The organism is Kitasatospora sp. NPDC022785 (assembly GCF_055561295.1).
On sequence record NZ_JBVHHB010000031.1, the window covers coordinates 1 to 15,357 of the forward strand.

A 15,357-nucleotide genomic window follows, 5' to 3' on the forward strand; every position below is an offset into this window, starting at 1 on the left:
GAGTTCGAGAAGGCCGGTGCCGCGCCGGACCCGTCGACCGCGGACAACGACGAGTTCCGGATCATCCTGGAGCTGCTGAACCGCACCCTGGTCGAGACGCCGAACAAGTGGACCGAGGTCGCCGCCACGATCAAGGGCGTGACCGAGGAGACCACCACCGGTGTCCACCGCCTGTACGAGATGCACCGTGACGGCAACCTGCTGTTCCCGGCGATCAACGTCAACGACTCGGTGACCAAGTCGAAGTTCGACAACAAGTACGGCTGCCGGCACTCGCTGATCGACGGCATCAACCGGGCCACCGACGTGCTGATCGGCGGCAAGGTCGCCGTCGTCGCCGGCTACGGCGACGTGGGCAAGGGCTGCGCCGAGTCGCTGCGCGGCCAGGGCGCGCGGGTCATCGTGACCGAGATCGACCCGATCTGCGCGCTGCAGGCGGCGATGGACGGTTACCAGGTCGCGACGCTGGAGGATGTCGTCGAGTCGGCGGACATCTTCATCACGACGACCGGTAACAAGGACATCATCATGGCCTCGCACATGGCCCGGATGAAGCACCAGGCGATCGTCGGCAACATCGGTCACTTCGACAACGAGATCGACATGGCGGGCCTGGCCCAGCTGCCGGGTGTCGTGAAGACCGAGGTCAAGCCGCAGGTCCACGAGTGGCGCAAGGCGGATGGCAAGACGATCATCATCCTCTCCGAGGGCCGTCTGCTGAACCTGGGCAACGCGACCGGCCACCCGTCGTTCGTGATGTCCAACTCCTTCGCCAACCAGACGATCGCGCAGATCGAGCTGTTCACGAAGACCGAGCAGTACCCGATCGGCGTTTACGTGCTGCCGAAGCACCTGGACGAGAAGGTCGCCCGTCTGCACCTGGACGCGCTGGGCGTGAAGCTGACCACCCTGACCAAGGACCAGGCCGACTACATCGGCGTTCCGGTCGAGGGCCCGTACAAGGCGGACCAGTACCGCTACTGACGGACCGACACGGAAGGAGGGTGCACCCATGACGTCACCGACCACGGTACGCCCGGCGGCCGCGCCGGCCGGGCCTGCCGAGCGCACGCTGTTCGGCAGGCCGCGCTGGTTCGTCACGCTGTTCGCCACGGACATGTGGGAGCGGTTCAGCTTCTTCGGGATGCTGGCCATCCTGTTCCTGTTCGCCTCCGCGCCGGCCGCCGAGGGCGGGCTCGGCCTCTCGAACGCCGACGCGAGCATGCTGTTCGGCGTCTACATGGCCGCCACCTTCCTCGCCTCCCTGCCGGGGGGTTGGCTCGGCGACCGGCTGTTCGGCAGCTACCGGGCGACGCTCTACGGTGCGGTGGTGATCGCGGCCGGGCACGTCATGATGGCGCTGCCGACGGTGCCGACCGTCTACCTCGGGATGCTGGCGATCGCCGCCGGCACCGGCCTGCTCAAGCCGAACATGGCGAGCCTGCTGAGCGCGTTCTACCCGCGGGGCGCGACCGCGGAGCGGGACGCCGGGTTCGCGGTCTTCTACACCTCGATCCAGGGCAGCGCGTTGCTGGCGCCCCTGGTGGTCGGGAGCGTGGGGGAGGGGGTCAACTGGCACCTCGGGTTCGGTCTGGCGGCCGTCGGCATGGGGTTCGGCATCTGGCAGTACCTGCGCGGATCGGCCTCGTTCGGCGACACCGGGCGCCGGCCGGAGCGGCCGGCCACGGTGGCCGAGCGGCGCAGGGCCGGCCGGGTGGCGGGCTGGGCGGTCGCCGTGGTGACGGCCGTCTTCGCGGCCGACGCGCTGGCCGGCACCTTCAGGATCCGGCACGCGCTGGTCCTGGTGGCGGTGCTGAGCCTGGCGGTGCCGGTCGGCTGCTTCCGGCAGTTGCTGCGCCACCCGGAGATCTCCGCCGTCGACCGGGGCCGGATCCGCGCGTACGCCTGGCTGTTCGTGGCGTCGGCGTTGTTCTGGGGCCTGCACGTGCAGGGCGGCTCGCTGCTGAGCATGTTCGCCCGCGACTCCACCGACCGGGAGGTGCTGGGGATCCGGCTGCCCGCCAGCTGGTTCCAGTCGGCGACCCCGCTGGCGATCGTCCTGGCGGCGCCGCTGTTCGCCTGGATCTGGGTGCGGTTCGGCGAACGGATCAGCGCCACCGCGAAGTTCGCCGTCGGCATGGCGCTGACCGGTGGCTCCCTGCTGCTGATGGCGCTGGCCGCCCACCGGGCCGAGGACGGGGTGAAGGTCTCGCCGCTCTGGCTGGTCGCCACCTACCTGCTGATGGGGGCGGGGGAGGCCGCGCTGGCCCCGGTCGGGATGAGCGTCACCACGGCGGTGGCGCCGGCCGCGTTCATGAGCCAGTTGGTGGGCGTGTTCTGGCTCTCCGCCGCGCTCGGCTCCGGGGTCGGCGGCAACGCGCTCAAGGCGGCCGGCGGGAACGTGCCGGGGCCGGGACTCTTCCTCGCCCTCGGCGGTGCGGCGGTGGCGGTGGCCGCGGGCCTGCTGCTGGTCGCCCGGCCGCTGACCCGCCGACTGGGCGTCTGAGCGGTACCGGACCCGGCCGGCGGGGCGGCGCCGGCCCGCCGGCCGGGTCGAGGTACCGCGCCGGCCGGGTCGAGGTACCGCACTGCCGGCCCCCGCTGTGGACGGCGGAGGCCGGCAGCGCGGGCGCCGGATGCGTCGCGACCGGCCTCTTGTCGCGTGGGCTACCGGTCGGTAATCCTTGCTGACATCGCGTCCAGCAGAGGAGCCCCATGCCCGCCGACATCACCTTCCCGCTGCCCGACCCGCACGGACCGGGAGCGGTGACCGTCCGCTACCGGCGGCTCGGCGCCGGCAGCCCGCTCCTGCTGCTGCACGGCATCGGCCACCACTGGCAGGCCTGGGAGCCGGTGCTGCCCGCGCTCGCCGAGCGGCACGAGGTGATCGCCGTCGACCTGCCGGGGTTCGGCGCCTCGCCCGCCCTGCCGCCCGGCGTGCCGTACGGGGTGGAGGCGGTGGTCCCGGTGCTCGGCGGGCTCTGCGAGGCGCTCGGCATCGAGCGGCCGCACGTCGCCGGGAACTCGCTCGGCGGCCTGCTGGCGCTCGGGCTCGGCCGGGCCGGGCTGGCCCGCTCGGTGACGGCGCTGGCACCGGCCGGCTTCTGGACGGAGGCCGAGCGCCGCTACGCCTACACCGTGCTCGGCGGGATGCGGGCCGGCGCGCGCGTGCTGCCGCAGCCGGTGGTCGAACGGCTCGCCCGCTCCAGGGCCGGCCGGGCGCTGCTCGTCTCCACCATCTACGCCCGCCCCGGCCGCCGGGACGCCGCCGCCGCGGCCGCCGAGACCGGGGCGCTGCGCGGGGCGACCGGCTTCGAGCCCACCCTGGCGGCCGGCCGCGGGCTGCGCTTCACCGGGGACCTCTCCGCCCTCCCGGTCACCGTCGCCTGGGGCACCCGGGACCGCATCCTGCTGCGCCGTCAGGGCGTCCGCGCCCTGCACGAGCTCGCGGACGCCCGGCTGGTCCGGCTGCCGGGCTGCGGGCACGTGCCGATGAGCGACGACCCGGAGTTGGTGGCCCGGGTGATCGTGGACACCTGCGCGCGGGTGGAGGAGGGGGCCGGGCGGGTCAGTCCGTCAGCGTGATCCGGATGCCGATCGTGCCGCGCTCGCCGCGCCGCAGCCGGCTGCCGAGCAGGGTGAGGACGCCCAGCAGGCCGTACTTCTGCCGCAGCAGCGTCCGGTAGGCGGCGGTCCGCTCCGGCCCGAGGATCTCGGCGGTGGCCGGGTACGGCTCGCCGGTCGGCCGGCCCTTGACGTCGCAGGGGCCCACCAGGACGTCGGCGCGGTTGCGGATCCGCTTGACCTTCCAGGAGTCCGTGACGGTCCAGACGCCCAGCGCGTCGCCGTCGCGGACCACCCAGACCGGGGTGGGCACGCCGGTGCCGTCCTTCTTGTAGGTGGTCACCAGCAGGTAGCTGCCGGAGGAGAGGCGGACGAGGCGTTCCAGCCGCTCCTGCGAGGCGGGGCCGGGAGTCGCGGGGTCGGGCGGCACGTCGTTCATGACGGGAAGTCTAGGGTCTGTCGGCGCCGGCCTCGTCCGCGCGACGGGCGGCGACCCGGTGCGGCCCCCGTCTCCCGGGCCCGGGCCGGCGGCGCCGGCAGCGGCCATCGGCGGCCCTCGGCGTGCGCGACGGGGCGCAGGCTGGGCAGCGGTGGGTCAGGGCGCCGTTGTGCAGGGTCAGGCGGTAGCGCCGCTCCTCTCGGTCAGCACCAGGTCGATCGTCAGATCCTCTGCCAGGCCCGCGGGCCGTCGACGCGGATCGCGAGGGAGTCGAGCAACACCGCCGGAACTGCACCGGCGGGCCCTCGTCACGGCTCGAACCCGCGCAGCACCCGAGGGATCGCGCACGTCCCGGCCGTTCGGGCGACGCCGCCCGGTCCTCGCACCCCCGGCGGTCACCGCCCCGTCGCCTGCCCGGTCGCTGCTCCCGGCGGTCACCGCGAGCGGGTGCCCCGCCGCCGCGCCGTCAGCACCACGGCCCGGACGGAGCGGACGAACCGTCGTCGGCCGCGCCCGCCCACCGCCGTCGCGCCGCCCAGCGCGGTGGCCCCGGCGCGGGGGAATGCGAGCGGCACCGGCACGGCCTCGGCGGCCACCGGGTGGAGGCGGCGCCGGCCGCGTGCCCGGCCCGCCGCCCAGAGCGCCAGCGCCCCGCACAGTGCGACGGCCGTCCAGCCGGCCGGGCCCAGCGCGTGATGGGCCCGATGGATCGCCTGCGGCAGCCCGCCCGAGGCCGGGGCCCCGGTGGCGGGGGCGGAGGCGCCCGCCTCCTCCTCCACCAGGTGCCCGACCGGCTCGACCTTGCCCGCCGCCGCGAAACCCCAGTCCAGCAGGCTCGCCGCCTCGTCGTACACCTTGGCCTGCGACTCCGGGTGCATCACCGTCACCAGCAGCGTGCGGCCGCCGCGTTCGGCGGCTCCGGTGAAGGTGGCCCCGGCACCCGTGGTGTAACCGTTCTTCACCCCGATCAGCCCGGGGTACTTGCCGAGCAGCCGGTCGGTGTTGGCGATGTCGAAGGCCGTGCGCTGCCCCGTCGTCTTGTCGACCCCGCCCGGGAAGCGGGCCGTACGGGTGGAGCAGTAGGCGCGGAAGTCCTTGTTGCGCAGCCCGGTCCGGGCGAACAGCGTCAGGTCGTAGGCCGAGGAGACCTGTCCGTCCTGGTCGTAGCCGTCGGGGGAGACGACGCGGGTGTCCCGGGCCTGCAGGGACTGCGCGCGGGCCTGCATCTGGGCCACGGTCTGCGCCAGCCCGCCGTTCATGTGCGCGAGGACGTGCACCGCGTCGTTGCCGGAGGCGAGGAAGACGCCCCGCCAGAGGTCCTCCACCCGGTACGGCAGGTTCTCCTTGATGCCGACCAGGCTGCTGCCCGCTCCCAGGCTGGCCAGCTCGGCCGGCTCCACCTTGTGCTCCAGCGAACGGTCGAACTTGGGCAGCACGGTGTCCGCGAACAGCATCTTCAGCGTGCTGGCCGGCGGCAGCGGCATGTGCGCGTTGCGCGCCGCCAGGATCTCCCCCGTGGCCGCGTCCGCCACCAGCCAGGAGCGCCCCGTCAGCTCCGCCGGCAGCGCGGGTGCCCCGGCCAGCGGCGCCACCTGGACGGCGGGCCGGCCCAGCCGCTCGCCGCCGACCACGGACGCCGCGTCCTGCGCGGCGGCGGCCGGCGCCGTGACCGCGAGGACCAGCACGGCGACGGCACAGGCCGCCGCCGGCCTTCTGACGTGGCGTGACCTCCGCTGCACCGGGCCCCGCTGCGCCGGCGCCGGCCGCACGGACGCCCGCCGCGCGCTCGTCGGCTGCGAGTTCGTCCGCCGCGCGTTCGTCGGCTGTCCGTTCGTCGGCTGTCCGGAGCTCTGCCGCACTGACCTTGGCTGCACACGGCGAACGTACCCGCGTCGCCGCCGGGCCGCCGCGCCCGCTGCTCCGTCCGGGCCTCTCGCCGGGCTGCCGTCCCGCGCGGGGTAGCCGGTACGGTTCCGGGCATGTTCCTCCACCGTGTCTAGGCGGCCCGCCGCGACCGCGCCCCGACACCTGGCGCGGCGCCCCGGTGTCCCCGCACGCCCGCGGGCACGGCCGTGCTGCCGGTCCCGCCCCCACCGAGGAACGATCCGTTGCCCCCCTTGACCCCGTCCTATCGCGCTGTCCTGCGTACCCCGCACGCCCGACGCACCTTCGCCGCCGCGCTGCTCGGCCGGCTCTCGTAGGGCATGGCCCCGCTCGCCCTGCTTCTGTCCGTCCGGGACGCCACCGGCTCCTACCCGGTGGCCGGCACGGCGATCGCCCTGTTCGGGCTGACCAGCGTCCTGCTCTCTCCGGCCCGCGCCGCCCTGGTCGACCGGTGCGGGCCCCGGCGCGCGTTGCCGCCACTGGCCACGGCGTACGCCGGGCTGCTCGCCCTGACGGCCGCCGCCACCTGGCGGCCGGGCGCGCCGCCGCTGCTGATCGGCGCCCTGGTGGTGGCCGCCGGCGCCTGCACCCCGCCGCTCGGGCCTGTGATGCGCACCCTCTGGCGCCGGCTGCTGCCCGACCGGGCGCTGCTCCAGCGTGCCTACAGCCTGGACACCGTCGCCGAGGAACTGCTCTACGTCAGCGGCCCGCTCCTGGTCGGGCTGCTGCTCGCGGTGGCCGGGCCGGCGGGGCCGGCCACCGGGGTCGCGGCGGGCGCCGCGTCACCCGTTGCCGACAGCCGCGTGCACCCACCGCGATCTGCCGCCTGAGCCGGGCCACGATGGGTGGAGCCTGGCCGGGCGGGTGGGAGCTACTGGAGACGTGTCGCAGTCCGGATGAGGTCGGCGACGGCTCTGGACCGGCTGTGCGGTGGCCAGGCGATCACGGTGGTGACTGTCGGCGCGTCCAGCACGGGCACGGCGGCGAGGTCACCGTGCAGTTGGGCTCGGTACGACTCCGGTGAGACCGCACACGCACGGCCGAGCGCGACGAGCTGCAACAACTGCGCATGGTCGCGGACCTGCGGGCCGGGGCCGGGCGGGTAGGTGCCGTCGGGGTCGGGCCAGCGTGGGAGGGGCAGGCCAGGCAGCCCGGTGATGTCGGCCATGTGCACATGGGTCCGGGCGGTGAGCGGATGCCCGGCCGGCAGGACCACAACCTGACTCTCCGTGCTGAGCTCTTCGGTGTGGAATCCGGCCGCCGAGTCGAACGGCCGGTGCAGCAGCGCCACGTCGGCCCGGCCCTCGCGCAGGAGTCGTTCCTGCTCGGCCGGACCGCACAGGATGACGTCGACGGGGACCGCGCCGGGTTCGGCGGCGTACGCGTCGAGCAGCCTCGCCAGCAGTTCCCTGGACGCGCTGGCCTTCGTGACCAGGACCAGGCCGGGGCGGCCGGTCACGGAAAGGGCGGCGCGGCGGGTCCGACGCTCGGCGGCCTCGACCGCGTCGAGAGCCGCCCGGCCCTCGACCAACAGCACCGAGCCGGCTTCGGTCAGCGTGACAGTGCGACTGGTCCGATCCAACAGCACTGCCCCGAGCCGGCGTTCGAGCCGCTGGATCGCCCGTGACAACGGTGGCTGCGCGATCCCGAGCCGCTGCGCGGCACGCCCGAAGTGCAGCTCTTCGGCGACAGCGACGAAATACCGCAGTTCCCGGGTCTCCATCCGGCCACACTATCCCGGATCGATACCCTGACGGTATCGTTGCGCACTCGATCGGTCTTGGACCTCAGCCGAGGCCCGAAGGCACCATCGTCCCTATGACTGAACGGACGATCGCGCTGGTCACCGGCGCGAACAAGGGAATCGGCTACGAGATCGCCGCAGGCCTGGGCGCCCTCGGCTGGAGCGTCGGCGTCGGCGCCCGCGACGACCAGCGCCGAAGCGCCGCGGTGGAGAAACTGCGCGCCGCCGGCATCGACGCGTTCGCCGTACCGCTGGACGTGACCGACGACGCGAGCGCGACCGCCGCCGCACGGCTGATCGACGAACAGGCCGGACGCCTCGACGTGCTCGTCAACAACGCCGCCATCGCAGGCGCCATGCCGCAGGAGCCCACCCGGATCGACCTCGCCACCATCCACACGGTCGTGGACACCAACGTGATCGGCGTCATCCGCGTCACCAACGCGATGCTGCCGCTACTGCGCCGCTCCGCCGCACCACGGATCGTGAACATGTCCAGCAGCGTCGGCTCCCTCACCCGGCAGTCAGGACCTGCCGCCGAGCAGACGACAGGTCCGGTGTCTGCGGCGTACGTGCCGTCGAAGACGTTCCTGAACGCCGTCACCCTCCAATACGCCCGGGAGCTGAGCGGCACGAACATCCTGATCAACACCGGCTGCCCCGGCTACGTCGCCACCGACCTCAACGGCTTCCGCGGCGTGCGCACCCCCGAACAGGGCGCGGCGATCGCCATCAAACTCGCGACCCTGCCCGACGACGGCCCCACCGGACAGTTCTTCGACGACGCCGGCGTAGTGCCCTGGTGATGTGCACGGCGGCCATCACCCGCCAGGCTCATGCCGCTGCGCCCACGCATCTCGAACAGATCCGTGGTGGCCGTCCCTGCCAACGCTTCGGTGCCCGGGGCAGCGCCCCGCACCGCTACCGGTTCAACAATCGTGACCCGGGGATCCGAATCGTAAGACCTCACTGCTGTTCACCAATCCTCCGACCTGCCGAATCTCCATGCGCTCGGTGACAACTGGACCGAAAACTCGGAGCGGGTGGCAGCAAGGTCGACCATCTGGTGACAAGTGGCGCGACCGCTGAGCCACCGAAGCCCAGGTCGGCCCGCAGAATTGGTGACCCCCGTCGTGGCACGTCACAGAAGGGCTCGCTGGCACGCAGGACATGAAGCGATCCTGGCTCATGGGCCCCTGTCGCGAGGATGCTCACCCCACGGTCCGTCCGAGCCGCCACCGACCGGCGCTCAGGCCGGGGGCAGGGGCGGCGGATTGTCGAGGAGGAGGTCGTGGCCGACGTCGGTGAGGGTGTGGCGGACCTGCTTGCCCTCGCGGCGGGTGGCGATCAGGCCGGCCGTGCGCAGGGCGACGACATGGGCGGAGGCGGAGGGCGGGGCGACGCCGAGCCGCTGGGCGAGCTCGGTGGTGGAGCAGGCGCTGCCGGCGATGGCGCGCAGGACGCGGGCGCGGGCGGGGCCGAGCACAGCAGGGAGGCCGTCGGCGGCCGTTGTCCGGGCCGCAGGCTCGGCGGTCGGGGCGGCGATCGGGTGCAGCAGCAGGCTCTGGCGGTCCGGCCCGGCCAGCAGGCCGATGCTCCGCTGGACGAAGTAGTTGGGCCGCAGTTCCAGGCCCCGGCCGCCGAGCTCGAAGGAGCCCTCCAGTTCGCCGAGGGTGCACTCCAGCACTCCCTCGTCCCGCCAGACGGCCTTCGGGTGGAGCGAGTCGAGCATTTCGCCGATCCCGGAGCGGGCGGCGGTGCGGGCCCGGACGGCGATGTCGGCCTCCAGTGCGCGGCGGATGTCGGGCCAGTCCGGTGCGAGGCAGGACCGGAACAGCGCCCAGGCACCGTCGCTGACCTCGCGCAGGCCCCGGCTGCCGTCCTCACGCAACCGGGCCAGGGCGGCCGGGACTTCCGGGCCGCTGCCGAACATCGCGACACCCTCCTCCACGGCCTGCTGCGGGACGGAGAGGAGCGCGTCGAGCTCGTCGGTCAATTGCCGGCGGACGGCGTCGAGGTCCGCCACCATGAAGTCGGGGACGCCGACCGGGCTCGCGTTGACCACCTCGAGGAAGCGCACGGCCCGGTGGGGCACGTGGCGGCGGACGTCCCGCCACCAGCGCTCGCTGCGCGACCCGCTGCCCTGGTGAACGCCCAGCCGGGCCGAGCCGGCCATCAGATGGTCGAGCGGGGATATGACGAACCGAGTCCTCGCGAGGTCCGCGACCCCGAACCTCAGTGCGATCACGAACCTTCCTCCGGTTCCCCGCAGCCGTCCTGACCTGCCGCGTTGTCGACTATTAGGCCCAGAGGCTAATGCATGGCCGTCCGGCCGTCCCCGTTGGCATGCTCTCTCTCGTCGGCGCGACCTGGGCCCGCTCCGGCCCCCACCACGAGGGGAGTGGGGGCCGGAGTACGATCCTCGACCGGGCCTTCGTTGGACCGAACGCCCGGCGTCGCCCGGCGAACCGTGCCCGACCAGTGCCCGAGTGGCTTTCGCTCAGTGCGCGTGCCCCGTGGCCCGAGGACGAGGTGGAGCCGGTCAAGTACTGGATCTCCAGCCTGCCCGCCGACATCCCCGCCAGGAGCTGGTCCGACTCGCGAAGTCACGCCGGCGGATCGAACACGACTACCGCGAGCCGAAGACCCGCCTGGGCCCGGACCACTTCGAGGGCCGCTCCTACATCGGCTGGCACCGCCACGTCACCCTCGTCAGCGCCGCCCGCCCGTTCCTCACCGAACAGCGCTCGGCCCCACAAGCCCAGGCCAGGGCCTGACCTCCCACCAGACCCTGGGCCTCCTCCCACACCTCATCGCCACCTGGACCGGCCACTGCTCCACCTGCCGACAATCCACCCCATGGCAGACCTACGGCACCACCTGGCAGAGCACTACTAAGTGCTCTGACCGGCAACGTTCACCGGCTTGCGATGGATGAATGGAGAGTCCGGGGGACGGAACCGATGCCGGGACTACCGCCCCGAGTGAGCGCGCTGTGCGGTGAGCACGGGCTGGTAGTACCCGCTGGAGGCCGGACTGTGCCAGGTGATGCCGGTGAAGCCGGCTTCGGCCACGAACCCGGTCAACTGCGAGCGTGTCAGCGCCCAGTAGGTGCTCCGGCGGACTCGGACGTTCCAGGTGCTCCCTGCGGGGGTGAGCTGGAAGTGCTCCAGGTCGTAGCGCTCGCCGTCCTCGTGCCAGTGCCACAGCTGGAAGGTGATCACCTGGCCGTCGCGCGTGTCCGAGACCTGGGGAGGGGTCGCGGTGGGCCTGGTCCGGCGCGCCTCGTCATAGCCCCGGACGGTGAGCACCAACAGTCCGTCGTCTCGGAGCACGCGTCTCATGCCGAGGAGCGCTGTCCGGACATCTTGCGTGGAGAGCAGGTGCGGGAGTGAGTTGTCCGCGCAGAGGACGACGTCGAAGGCCCCGTCCTTGAAGGGCAGTTCGCGCATGTCGGCTGCGGCGGCAGGAAGCCGGCTGCCTCGGGCCGCCGCCTCGGCGACGGCGCGCGCGGCGGCGACCGGGCTCAGGTCGCTGCCGACGACCTGGTGCCCGGCCAAGGCCAGCCCGATCGCCTGGGTGCCGATCCCGCACGAGCAGTCCAGGACGGCATGCGGCCCCGCTCCGAGGCACCGGCTGACAAGACCGTCCAGTACCTCGGACTGGTACGCCATGCTGGCGTCCCAGTCCCGGAACATCAGGTGGTAGTCGTGGGCCAAGTCGTCGTAGAAATCCCGCACGGAGAGCTCGGACATGTACCCCACCGTAGTGCGTGGCGGCCAGAGGGATCGGCAGTTCGGGCTGCGGCTGCCTGACTTCGGTTCTTCATCGGCGAGGGTGAGCATGCGGTCACGGCAGAGTCAGCAGCCTGGTCCGACCGGCGCAGACGATGTCAGGGCGAGCGCGGCGATCCGCAGCTCGGAAGCCCACGCCCGCTGGTCAAGCCTCACGGTGTACTCAAGGCAGCACACGCATTGCGGTATCAGCCGCACAAACGATCGCTCCTCTGCAGTTTCGACTTCCGTCTCCCACCAGTCGTCCGTCGCCAGGTCGGCGGGAGCGATTTCTCCATCGACGAGTCTCGCCGCCAGCCGGCGCAGAGCGTGGCGCCGTGCCAGACCAGGATCGGGCAACGCCATCGCGCACTCGGAGAGTGCTTGCTCGAACGCGTTGCGGACGTCGTGAGGATCTGCGTTGCGCGGCCAACCGGCGAGCTCGCACAGCGTCGGGGTGTCCAGACCGGCCGCGAGTGCCTCGGCAGCGATCATCGGCAGGTCATCCGGGCGGATCTCGCCTGCCTGATAACGGCACGCCGCCTCACCCAGAGTCGTGAAGCCGCTCTGCGTCGGGGCTTCCGGTTCCGGTGTCGTTCCTGCTGATCTCATGACTCCTACGATGCCAGCACCGTTTCCAAGGGGGCTGCCCAGGGGCCGGTCCACTCGACGCTCACCCGGGTGTTCGCCTGAACTCGTAGGCCGACGCCGCGAAGACACGACAGCCCATTCTTGAGGGCCCGCTGAGAACTCTTCAGTCTGCCTGAACCTGCGGCAATCGGTTCGATGTCGCCGACATCCACCCGCTGCCTGTCTCGCGAGCGCCGACCCGGTGAACCTTCTCGGTCGGAGCAACTAGCCGGCGACGGCCGCCTCCACGCCGTTCAGCAGGACGGCGAGGCCGGTGCGGAACGCCTCCCGGGTCTGGGCCTCCAAGGGGTTGCCGCGGTCGTGCCCTGCCTCGGGGGCGGCGGTGTCATCGCTCTCCAGGGCTGTCAGCAGCGGAAAGCGCTCCGCGAAGTCCGGCGCCAACTCGGCGAGTTGTGCGGATCGGGCGCACCACCACTCCTCGTCGGGCGTGCCGGTGGCGGCCGCCGCGGCGCGGGCCTCGGCGGCCGTCCGGGCCATGCCGCGGACGAGCTGCCAGAGTGCGGCGACCACGCCCCGCAGCTGACGGGGCGTCAGCCGGGCCCCGGCGAGGATCCGCAGCACCGTCTCCATCGCGCCCAGCTCGGCCGGTCCGAGCACCGGTCGGGCCTGGGAGATCTGCAGCACCCACGGGTGGCGCAGGTAACAGGCGAACGCGTCCTCGGCCCAGGCCGTGGCGGCGGGCCGCCAGCCGGCGGTGAGGTCGTAGGCGGTGGGCAGCTCGGCGAGCACTCGGTCGTGCATCAGGTCGAGCAGCTCACCCTTGCCGGGGACGTAGGTGTAGAGCGCCATCGCCGTGCGGCCGAGCCGCTCGCCGACCGCGCGCATGGAGAGCGCGGCCATCCCCTCGGCGTCCGCGACCGCGATCCCGGCGGTCACGATCGCGTCCACGTTCAGCCCGGGCTTGGGGCCGCTGCGTGCGGGGCGGGGGCGGTCCGGCGTACCCCAGAGCAGGGCCATCGAGCGGTGGGCATCGCCCTGTCCGGCGAAGACGGTCACGGAGGCAACTCCTTATGGCGTAAAATATTCTGCCCGAGGTAACTCTTTATGTCGTAAGGTTACCGGTGGAGCCGAAACCGGAGAGGTCGACCGTGCAGCTTCCCGTCTCATTGGTCCAGGTCATCGACGTCGAGCGGATCACTCCGCGCATGGCCCGGATCACCTTCGAGGCTGACGCGCTCGCCGAGAGCGTCGGCAGGACCCCTGACCAGCAGGTCAAGCTCTGCTTCCCGCGGCCCGGCCAGGACGAGCCCCGCCTGCCCGCGCAGAGCGACGATCCGATGAGCTGGTACCAGGCCTACCTGGCCGTCCCGGAGGCCGAGCGGCCGTGGATGCGCAGCTTCACCCTCCGCCGTCGTCGGCCCGGCACCCGGGTGGTGGAGATCGACTTCGTGCTGCATGGCGACACCGGCCCGGCGAGCGCCTGGGCCGGCCGCGCCCGGCCCGGGGAGCGGCTCGGCATGGTCGGCCCGTCCGAGCTGTATGCCCCGCCGGTCCCGCTCGGAGCCGCCGTCGCCGGGGCCGACTGGGTGCTGCTGGCCGGCGACGAGACGGCGCTCCCGGCGGTCGGCACGCTGCTGGAGGCGCTGCCCGCCGGAACGCCGACGGTGGCCTACCTGGAGGTGGCGGACGCGGCCGAGCGGCAGTTGCTCGACACCCGCGCCGACCTCACCGTCCACTGGCTGCACCGCGACGGTGCCGCCCCGGGCGGGCCGCTGACCGACGCCGTCCGGAGGGCTGAGCTGCCCGGCGGCACGCCCTTCGCCTGGCTGGCCGGGGAGGCGGCGGCGGTGCGGACGCTCCGCCGCCACCTGGTCGGGGAGCGCGGGCTGGCCAAGGCCTCGGTCGAGTTCGCCGGGTACTGGCGCCGCCGCCTCACCCAGGACGACGCGCCCACCGCCGGGGATCTCGCCGACGCGCAGGAGAAGCTGGCCCAGGCTCAGGCCGCGGGCTGAGCCTGGGCGGCACGTCCGGGCGTGCGTCCGATCGGGGGATGGACAGGGGTCGGGCGGGGGGCGGACGGGGGTGCGGACGGGGACGGACGGGGTCGGTCGGGGACAGGGAGACGGCTGGGGTCGGTGGGTGGCGGGATGGCCGCCGGCACACGGTGGGTTCCGGGGGCGTCCGCCTGGGCAGGGTGGATAGCGAACGGTCGGACGCCATCCGGCTGCGGACGGACCATGACGGACCATGACGGATCAGACGGACCGCCGCGGGCCATGACGGCCGCGCCGGCCGCGCCGGCCGCGAGGGCCGTGACGATGACGAGCTGAGGAGCAGGGGTGGGCGACGTGACCACGCAGACGAGCAGCAGGTACGGCGAGATCAGGCACCGGGACGTCGAGGTGAACGGCGTCCGGCTGCACCTCGCCGAACAGGGCGAGGGGCCACTCGTCCTGTTGCTGCACGGCTTCCCGGAGAGCTGGTACTCCTGGCGCCACCAGTTCGCCCCGCTCGCCGCGGCCGGCTACCGGGTGGTCGCCCCCGACCAGCGCGGCTACGCCCGCAGCGAGCAGCCCGCGGCCGTCGACGCCTACACCCTGCTCCACTTGGTCGGCGACGTCACCGCGCTGATCGGCGCGCTCGGCGGTGAGCCGGCCGTGGTGGTCGGCCACGACTGGGGTGCGCCGGTCGCCTGGTCCAGCGCCACGCTCCGCCCCGACCTGGTGCGCGGTGTGGCCGGGCTGAGCGTCCCGCCGTTGCCGGTCTCCGGGCTGGCTCCGCTCGCGCAGTCCCGCGAGCGGTTCGGCGACGGCTTCTACCAGAACTACTTCCAGCGGCCCGGCGTCGCCGACGCCGAACTCGCCCGGGACCCGCACTCCTCCTTCCGTCGCGTCCTGTTCAGCGGCTCCGGCGACCGCCCCGGCGCCGACCGCCCGCGCGTCTGGGTCGTCCCCGAGGGGCGCACCCTGCTGGACACGGTCCCCGACCCGGAGAAGCTGCCCGACTGGCTCACCGAGGACGACATCGAGGCCTTCGCCGCCGACTACGCCGGGCACGGCGAGCGCGCTTTCACCGGCCCGCTCAACTGGTACCGGAACATCGACCGCAACAACGAGCTGCTCGCCGCCTTCGCGGGGCTGCGCATCGAGGTGCCCGCGCTCTACGTGGCCGGGGACCGGGACATGGTGACGGCGATGGTCGGGCCCGACGCGCTCCTCCACCTGCTGGAGCGGAACACGCCCAAGCTCCACCGGCACGTCACCCTGCCCGGCGCCGGCCACTGGACGCAGCAGGAGCGCCCGGCCGAGGTCACCGCCGCCCTGCTGGACTTCCTCCGGCACCTGGACGGCTGAACCTCCCCG

General features: G+C 73.2%; 13 protein-coding genes and 2 pseudogenes. 8 read left to right on the forward strand and 7 right to left on the reverse strand.

The genetic code is table 11. From position 1 onward, the window contains the following. The 3 genes from ACZ3YO_RS34100 to ACZ3YO_RS34110 form a co-directional block, all read left to right on the forward strand. Positions 1-984 (forward strand): adenosylhomocysteinase (locus ACZ3YO_RS34100; RefSeq protein WP_465577268.1); only part of this gene is annotated, 984 nt, incomplete at its 5' end. 28 nt (positions 985-1,012) lie between these two features. Next, positions 1,013-2,506 (forward strand): peptide MFS transporter, encoded by a 1,494-nt coding sequence (locus ACZ3YO_RS34105; RefSeq protein WP_465577270.1) that lies wholly within the window; start codon positions 1,013-1,015, stop codon positions 2,504-2,506. Between the two features lie 209 nt (positions 2,507-2,715). Next, entirely contained in the window at positions 2,716-3,585 is an 870-nt protein-coding gene (locus ACZ3YO_RS34110; protein WP_465577272.1) for an alpha/beta fold hydrolase, read from the forward strand. Here the strand turns inward: ACZ3YO_RS34110 and ACZ3YO_RS34115 are convergent. Beyond that, positions 3,569-4,003, reverse strand: a complete 435-nt coding sequence (locus tag ACZ3YO_RS34115) for a PPOX class F420-dependent oxidoreductase (RefSeq protein ID WP_465577274.1) — start codon at positions 4,001-4,003, stop codon at positions 3,569-3,571. The genes ACZ3YO_RS34110 and ACZ3YO_RS34115 overlap by 17 nt on opposite strands. A gap of 434 nt (positions 4,004-4,437) precedes the next feature. Beyond that, positions 4,438-5,688, reverse strand: a complete 1,251-nt coding sequence (locus ACZ3YO_RS34120; protein ID WP_465577276.1) for a D-alanyl-D-alanine carboxypeptidase family protein — start codon at positions 5,686-5,688, stop codon at positions 4,438-4,440. A 423-nt stretch (positions 5,689-6,111) separates the two neighbouring features. On the opposite strand from ACZ3YO_RS34120, the pseudogene ACZ3YO_RS34125 reads away from it, so the two are divergent. Beyond that, positions 6,112-6,681, forward strand: a pseudogene (locus ACZ3YO_RS34125) (MFS transporter); the annotation flags it as partial. Positions 6,682-6,758: 77 nt separating this feature from the next. Here the strand turns inward: ACZ3YO_RS34125 and ACZ3YO_RS34130 are convergent. After that, positions 6,759-7,610, reverse strand: a complete 852-nt coding sequence (locus tag ACZ3YO_RS34130) for a LysR family transcriptional regulator (protein WP_465577278.1) — start codon at positions 7,608-7,610, stop codon at positions 6,759-6,761. A gap of 95 nt (positions 7,611-7,705) precedes the next feature. Here ACZ3YO_RS34130 and ACZ3YO_RS34135 point away from each other — a divergent pair, with 95 nt between their 5' ends. Further along, complete coding sequence (locus tag ACZ3YO_RS34135; RefSeq protein ID WP_465577280.1) at positions 7,706-8,437, forward strand: SDR family NAD(P)-dependent oxidoreductase; 732 nt, start codon at positions 7,706-7,708, stop codon at positions 8,435-8,437. A 443-nt stretch (positions 8,438-8,880) separates the two neighbouring features. On the opposite strand, the gene ACZ3YO_RS34140 is transcribed toward ACZ3YO_RS34135, so the two are convergent. Continuing rightward, positions 8,881-9,879 carry an ArsR/SmtB family transcription factor gene (locus tag ACZ3YO_RS34140; protein WP_465577282.1) on the reverse strand — a complete coding sequence of 333 codons (999 nt, stop codon included), beginning with the start codon at positions 9,877-9,879 and terminating at the stop codon, positions 8,881-8,883. 269 nt (positions 9,880-10,148) lie between these two features. Between ACZ3YO_RS34140 and ACZ3YO_RS34145 the strand changes: the two are divergent. Then, positions 10,149-10,408: pseudogene (locus tag ACZ3YO_RS34145) on the forward strand (IS701 family transposase); the annotation flags it as partial. A gap of 195 nt (positions 10,409-10,603) precedes the next feature. Here the strand turns inward: ACZ3YO_RS34145 and ACZ3YO_RS34150 are convergent. From ACZ3YO_RS34150 to ACZ3YO_RS34160, 3 genes are all read right to left on the reverse strand, one after another. Beyond that, the gene (locus ACZ3YO_RS34150; protein WP_465577284.1) at positions 10,604-11,386 is read right to left on the reverse strand and encodes a class I SAM-dependent methyltransferase; all 783 of its coding nucleotides are present in this window, start codon (positions 11,384-11,386) and stop codon (positions 10,604-10,606) included. Between the two features lie 105 nt (positions 11,387-11,491). Continuing rightward, on the reverse strand, positions 11,492-12,016 hold the full coding sequence (locus tag ACZ3YO_RS34155) for a hypothetical protein (RefSeq protein WP_465577286.1): 525 nt from the start codon (positions 12,014-12,016) through the stop codon (positions 11,492-11,494). Between the two features lie 243 nt (positions 12,017-12,259). After that, entirely contained in the window at positions 12,260-13,051 is a 792-nt protein-coding gene (locus ACZ3YO_RS34160) for a TetR/AcrR family transcriptional regulator (RefSeq protein WP_465577288.1), read from the reverse strand. A 92-nt stretch (positions 13,052-13,143) separates the two neighbouring features. Here ACZ3YO_RS34160 and ACZ3YO_RS34165 point away from each other — a divergent pair, with 92 nt between their 5' ends. Together ACZ3YO_RS34165 and ACZ3YO_RS34170 are read left to right on the forward strand one after the other, a co-directional pair. Continuing rightward, on the forward strand, positions 13,144-14,007 hold the full coding sequence (locus tag ACZ3YO_RS34165) for a siderophore-interacting protein (protein ID WP_465577289.1): 864 nt from the start codon (positions 13,144-13,146) through the stop codon (positions 14,005-14,007). Between the two features lie 336 nt (positions 14,008-14,343). Then, the gene (locus ACZ3YO_RS34170; RefSeq protein WP_465577292.1) at positions 14,344-15,348 is read left to right on the forward strand and encodes an alpha/beta fold hydrolase; all 1,005 of its coding nucleotides are present in this window, start codon (positions 14,344-14,346) and stop codon (positions 15,346-15,348) included. Positions 15,349-15,357 lie beyond the last annotated feature (9 nt).